The following is a 6887-nucleotide window of genomic DNA, read 5'->3' as shown; positions in this document are numbered from 1 at the left end:
CTCTAGGCACGGTATTACTTGTACCTTCACCAGTCCAACGGTCTAAAACATAATCTAATTTATTTAATCTGTTTTCTGTTCTTTCGTAATTTCTGATTAAATCATTTCCTATTGATGCATAGGCATAAGCAATAAAATCAATGTTTTTGTAGTTTAAATTAACATTAAATCCTAAAGTGTAATCAGCAATTGGTTTACCAATATATGTTCTATCTTTAAAATCAATTGCTCCATCGCCGTTAATATCTTTATAACGAATATCTCCAGGAGAAGTTGCTGAACCTAAACCAGATTGTGATGGATGTGCATTAATTTCAGCTTGATTTTGAAAAATACCATCCGCTTGTAAACCATAGAAAACACCCATTGGTTGTCCTACTTCCATTCTTGTAGGCGCTAATTGTCCAATTCCGAAAGATCCTGATTCTATATACCCTGTAGAATTTTTTACTTCTAAAACTTCGTTATTAATAGTAGTAACATTTACTCCTACACTATATTTAACTTTATTAGAATCGTTTTTGTAATTTAGTGAAAACTCAAATCCTTTATTTCTAACCTTTCCAGCATTTACAGTTGGTGAGCCAGAACCTGGCGCATATCCTCCGTTTATTCCTGAAATTGGAACGCCACCAACTAATAAATCAGTTCTAGTATCATTAAAATAATCTGCAGTAATATCAATTTTATTATTTAACATTCTTGCATCTAAACCTAAATCTAATTTAGTATCTGTTTCCCATTTAATTTTAGTGTTAGGAATTTTTCCTGTTGCCACACCGTTTGTTAAAGTATTGTTGATTACATAAGATGAATTTACTAACGTGGATCTAAAGTCGTTATTACCAGCAACATCATTACCTAACGTTCCATAACTACCTCTAATTTTTAAGAAGTTAACAAATCCGTCTTTCTTGAAAAAGTCTTCTTGAGATACAATCCAACCTCCTAAGATTGATTTAAAAACAGCTACACTGTTTTTAGTAGGAAAACGACTTGATTGATCACGTCTTACAATAAATGACAAAAGGTATTTTTCTTTAAAATCATAATCTAAAGTAGCAAACAAAGAAGGACGTTTGTATGGTGAAGATTTATAAGAACCCGATGTAATTACGCCTTCTGGTGGTGTACCGTTAGCCAATTGGATATCTGCATATTCCCAAGAGTTATAAGGCACATCAAAACCAGTCCCATATAATCCTTCGCTTTTTTCTTCGTATAAAGTTCCTCCTGTAGTTAATTTCAATTTATGATTATTGAAAAGTACTTTTTCATATTCCGCAAATAAATCAAATGTATAATCACTGAATCGAATTGCATTTTGAGAAACACTATTTCTATCTACATTAAATACTTTAGTACCACCATACGATATTTTCTTACTAAAAGATTTACCTACAGAATTAGCTGAGTTAAATCCATATCGTGACGTAATTTTTAAATCTTTTATTGGTTTGTACGTTAAAATAAAGTTACCATTAATTTTCTTTTGATTGTAACTGTTGTGTGTATTTGCTATTTGAGCCAATGGGTTAATTACTTCATTACCATAACCCGCAGTGGCAGGAACTAAAGTATAATCTCCATTTGCATCATATGGTGAAAGTGTTGAAGGCGTATTAATTGCATTAAATAATACAGAACCTAACCCATTTTCATTTAAACTTTGTCTATTGTAATCCGTGTAGTATAAATTAGTAGATAAATTAATTTTATCTGTGATATCTACTCCAAAAGAAAATCTAGCGTTACTTCTATCAAATCCAGATTTATCTAAACCGATAATACCATCTTGTTTAATTTTAGAAGCACTAAACGTATAAACCATTTTCTCTGAACCACCAGAAACAGCAAAATCATGATTTACAATTTTTGCTTTCTCAAATACTTCATTTTGCCAATTTGTACCTAAGCCTAAACCTGATACATTTGGATAAGGAATCGTTTGTCCGCCATTCGCAAAACTTTCATTTAAAAGCAATGCATATTCCGTAGCATTCAAAAGGTTTAACTTTCTAGTGGTTTCTTGTTGTCCAAAATAAGCATTATAAGATACTTTTGTTTTGGCATTTTTCTTTCCTTGTTTTGTAGTAACTAAAACCACTCCATTTGCTCCTTTAGCTCCATAAACCGAAGCTTGTGCATCTTTAAGAACCGTAATACTTTCTATATCAGAAGGATTCAATAAATTAATATCTCCTTGATATCCATCTATTAAATACATTGGTTCACTATTAGTGTTAGAAGAAATACCTCTAATTCTAATATTTAAACCAGAACCTGGCGCACCAGAACCAGTTGTTACAACAACTCCTGAAACAGTACCTTGAAGTGCTTGTGCCGCTTGTATAGGTTTTAATTGTTCGATAGTTTTGCTAGATACATAAGAAATAGCTCCAGTCACATCTTTTCTCTTTTTTGCAGAATACCCTACCACAACTACTTCTTCAATTGCCTTGTTGTCTTGTTTTAAAGAAATGGTTATGGTTTCATTTTTTGATACTACAAATTCTTGAGAACTGTATCCGTAAAATGAAAATGTAAGTGTACTTCCTACAGCTACATTAGAAACTGTAAAGCTACCATCTGCAGCAGAAGACGCTACACCGGCTTTGTTTAGTAAAACAGTAGCACCGCCCAATGGCGTATTTGTGCTAGAATCATAAACTTTTCCAGTTACGGTTACCGATTGTGAAAAACCGATAGCTGTAAATAACAGAAAAGCAAATTGCCATAATTTAGATTTCATAAATGTATAATTTATTTGTTAGTTTAGTTATTTGTAAAATTATAGGTTAATCATAATATTTGTGTAATTATAACCTTTACAAAAAACATACAATTTAAAAAAAATGTACTTTTTTTATGGTATTCGCAATAAAAGTCCAGCAATTATTATGTTTCACAAATATTTAATTTGTCTTATTTTTTTAATATTACGCAGTGTTTTGTATTACGATAACATTGTTGTAGTGTTTTTGTATAGGTAAAAAGACTTAATGTTGTAGTATTAAAAAGATAATATATATTCTACCAATCCTTTTTCATGTGGTAAATCCATTTTTTTACGCAAACGATATCTTTTAATTTCTACACTTCGAACTGAGATATTTAAAAGTGGTGCAATTTCTTTAGAAGATAAATTCAATCTTAAGTAGGCACATAATCTTAAATCGTTTGGCGTTAATGAAGAATGTTCTTGTTTTACTTTCTTTAAAAAGTTGTTATCAGCAGTATCAAATGCCTCTTTAAAAACCGTCCAAGTATCCTCTTCACTAATATTTTTAGTAATAGTAGTAATTACAGATTTTATGCTTTTACTGCCTTCTTCTGTATTGTTTTTTAAATCTTCTTTGATTAATGCTAGTAGCTCGTTCTTCTTGATTAAACTCATCGTAGAGACAGCTAATTCTTTGTTTTTTATATCAACATCTTGAGAAAGCTGCTCATTCTTTAATCGCATGATTTGCTGATTACTTTCTAATGCAGCTATTTCTAATAGTAAATTATTTTCTTCTATTAACTTTTGTTCTTTTTCTCTATAGTATTTTTTGTAGGTTTTATGAATGTAAACAGCACCTATAATTCCAAATAACAAATAAATAAAAACTAATAAATTAGTGGCATACCATGGTTTATTAATAGTAAATGTATAGGTTGCTACATTTTCTGGTTTAGAATTGGCAATTTTAGCTCTCACTTTAAATACATAAGTTCCCGGAGGTAAATTTTTAAAATTGGCACTGGTTTTCGCACTCCATTCACTCCATTGATCATGCAAACCTTCTAAAATAAATTGATATTCAGCATTAATGTATTTGTTGTATTCCGGAACAGTATAATTAAATGTTATATTATTTTCATCGTAAGATAATTCTCCTTCATCTTTAACAGAGTAATTAACGATTTTTTCATCTAATTTATTGACTGAAATATTAGAAATAGACACACTATAATTTTTAAAACTCAAGTCATTTAAATTAATCGTATAATAGCCATCGGTAGTACCAATTAAATAATTTGCATTTGATAATTGTGTTATGTTTTCATAACCTAACATGGAGTTGGTTAACGAGGCAGGAATTGGAATAATATTTTCTTTTAATTGACTACTCAACTTACTTAAGGTGAAATAATGAATGTAATTTTTAGAAAACAACCAAAGTTTATTAGAATTATCTACAATTAATTTCCCTGAAGTATATTCATCTTTTTCAAAAACAGCGCTTAAATTTTTATCTTTTTCAAATCGTTTTGTTTGATTATTTAGTTTAAAGATACCTTCTTTATTTGCGTAGTAAATATCAGAATTAAACTGCGTTAAACTAGCATTCTTGCCTTTAGTTGGCGTATTATATGCAAATATTTTTTTAGCTGTCGTGAAAGATTTATCAAGTTGAAAACGAAACACACCTTTGTATTCGTGACTTACATATACTTCCAAATTGGATGTAACTTCAAAATATTTTGAAGAATAATCAAAACCTTCGATTCTGTTTTTAAATTGCCATTGATTCCCTACTTTCTGTAATACGGAAATTCCGTAATAATTTCCTTGAAGCAATAAGTTTGGTGCATTTGCAACAGTTTCAAATTTCCAAGTTCCAGAATTAGAAAATATTAATTGTGCCACATTTGTATTTACAACAAAAGTTCCTGAATCATGTCCGCAAAACAGAGCACCGTTATGAGCAAAAATTGACCAAACTTGCCCTTTGGTTCCGCTAATAAACTGGAAAGAAGCATCGCTTAAAACATTTTTATAAAACAATCCTTGGTTGGTACCTATATATAAATTTCCATTATGAAGTAATGAAGTATAAACGGTTCCTAATATTCCAGTGTCGTCTGAAAAGCTTCTAATTGGCGATTGTAAATTGATGCAGTTTATACCATTATCTAATCCAATCCATAAGTTTTTATCCACATCTTCAAACAAAGACAAGGCAGTGTTGTTACTTAATCCTTTATTCTGCGTTATGTGGTATTTCTTTTTCCCCTCTGCAGAAATAACAAAAATACCGTTTGAAACCGTTCCTATCGCAAAACCTTTATCTGAAAGTTGCTGACTACTATACACGCTACTTGAAGCTATTTCCGAATCAACTTCTGTAGCAAATTTCACCACATTACCCGCAATTAACTTGTAAAATCCAGAATACTGTGTTTGTAATAATAAGCCTTCATCCGTTGAAAAAATGGAAACAATTTTATTATTCTTTAAAATAGGATGATTTGAAATTAATTTTTGCTTTCCATTTTCAATTTCAAATAAACCATCATTCGCCACTTGAAAATAAATGGCATTATCCACTTGAAATGATTTTAAAATTCCTTTACTTGATGGAATGATACTAAATTTTTGCGTTTTAGTATCATAAATATAAATTTGATTTAAGGACTGAAAAATCACCCATTGTTCATAATTTAAAATGTTCCAAAATTGTTCATCGTCAATAATTTTAGCTTTAATTTTATCACTTAACGAGGTGTATTTTAGTTTATTATTGGCTTCTCTCACCCAATAACCGAATTCCATATAACAACCTGTATAAATTCTGTCTCCAACTACTTTTACTGAACGCGTAATGGTTTCGTTTGGGGACGGATATAAATTCCAATTGGTCCCGTTAAACTCCAAAAGTCCATCGTTATTTGCAAAAAATAAGAATTGGTGTTTGTCTTGCGAAATCATCCAATTTTGATTTCCGGCGTTATAAATACTGGAAGGATATTTAACTATTGGCGGCAATTGCTGTGCATATCCTACAAAAGAAAATACTACTAAAAGATAAAAAGTAAAAATAGGTTTTTGGAAGCCTTTCATTTAATAAAAATATGGTTAACGATTATAAAAGTATTGATAAAATTTTGAAAAAGAAAATATTACAAAAAAAAAGCACGTTTCAATTGAAACGTGCTTTCTAATTTGAACTAAATGATTATTGTTTAATAAATTTTGAAGTACTTACTTTTCCTTCAGAAATTACTTTAACTAAATAAATACCATCTTGTAAACCTGACACATTCAATACTGTGTTATCAGCATTAACGTTTACATTCATTACTTCTTGTCCTACAACACTATAAACAGTTATTGCATCCATTTTATTTGCAGATGTAATTGTTAACATATTTGAAGTTGGATTTGGAAACATACTGATTTTTGCCATATCAAATGATTGGTTTGATAATGCAGAACCATAATTTACATTGTCAAAATAGTAGATTTTTTCTCCAGCTATAGCACCTGTAGTTCCAAAATTAAAAAATATAGACATTTTATCAAATGTAAAAGCCGGATTAAAAGCAGCTGTTCCAGATGCCTGATTATTAAAATCAAACTCCATTGTTTGCCAACCCACAACTGTGGTATTTGTTTGTGTTTCACAATTATGAGTATTATCATTTTTATCCTCAACCTTTAATCTAACAGGAATTCCTGCATCAGGTGACCAAACACTTACATATACTTTTCTGTTAGTAGTTGTAAATGGTACTGCAGAACTAAAACCTAAGTTTGTTCCTATTGTAGTACCAGCCCAATCTTGAGCAGTTGATGTTTTAATAGTTTTGATAACCTTATTTGAAGTATTTGTTGGATCAACAACTAATGATGAAGCATTTCCACCAAAATCTGTAACTGCGTAATTTGTAGTAGATCCTTCAAAATTTACAGGTAAATTAATTTGAGTTAAACAAGCCGTACAAGTACCACCACAATCTACTCCTGTTTCTGTTCCGTTTTGAATCCCATCTGTACATGTTGGCGTTACACCTTGTTTTACTAAAACAAAACGCCACCATCCAGAACCATAAGAGATATCTAATGTTAAAAGACTTGATGTAAGTGAAGTTATTGTGTAAGTAACTGAAGCTGGTGC

Annotated in this window: 3 protein-coding genes; all 3 read right to left on the bottom strand. The window is 30.4% G+C overall.

From position 1 onward, the window contains the following. Positions 1–2752 (bottom strand): SusC/RagA family TonB-linked outer membrane protein (locus ACIQ11_RS07685; RefSeq protein ID WP_396154083.1); only part of this gene is annotated, 2752 nt, incomplete at its 3' end. Positions 2753–3013: 261 nt separating this feature from the next. After that, entirely contained in the window at positions 3014–5830 is a 2817-nt protein-coding gene (locus ACIQ11_RS07680) for a triple tyrosine motif-containing protein (RefSeq protein ID WP_396154082.1), read from the bottom strand. Positions 5831–5945: 115 nt separating this feature from the next. Continuing rightward, a partial coding sequence (locus ACIQ11_RS07675; protein ID WP_396154081.1) for a T9SS type A sorting domain-containing protein occupies positions 5946–6887 on the bottom strand: 942 nt, incomplete at its 5' end.

The sequence above is a fragment of the Flavobacterium sp. genome (assembly GCF_044361065.1).
In the GTDB taxonomy this organism is placed as follows: Bacteria; Bacteroidota; Bacteroidia; order Flavobacteriales; family Flavobacteriaceae; genus Flavobacterium.
The sequence above is the reverse complement of the archived record's forward strand: the minus strand, read 5'-3'. Positions and strand labels throughout refer to the sequence as shown.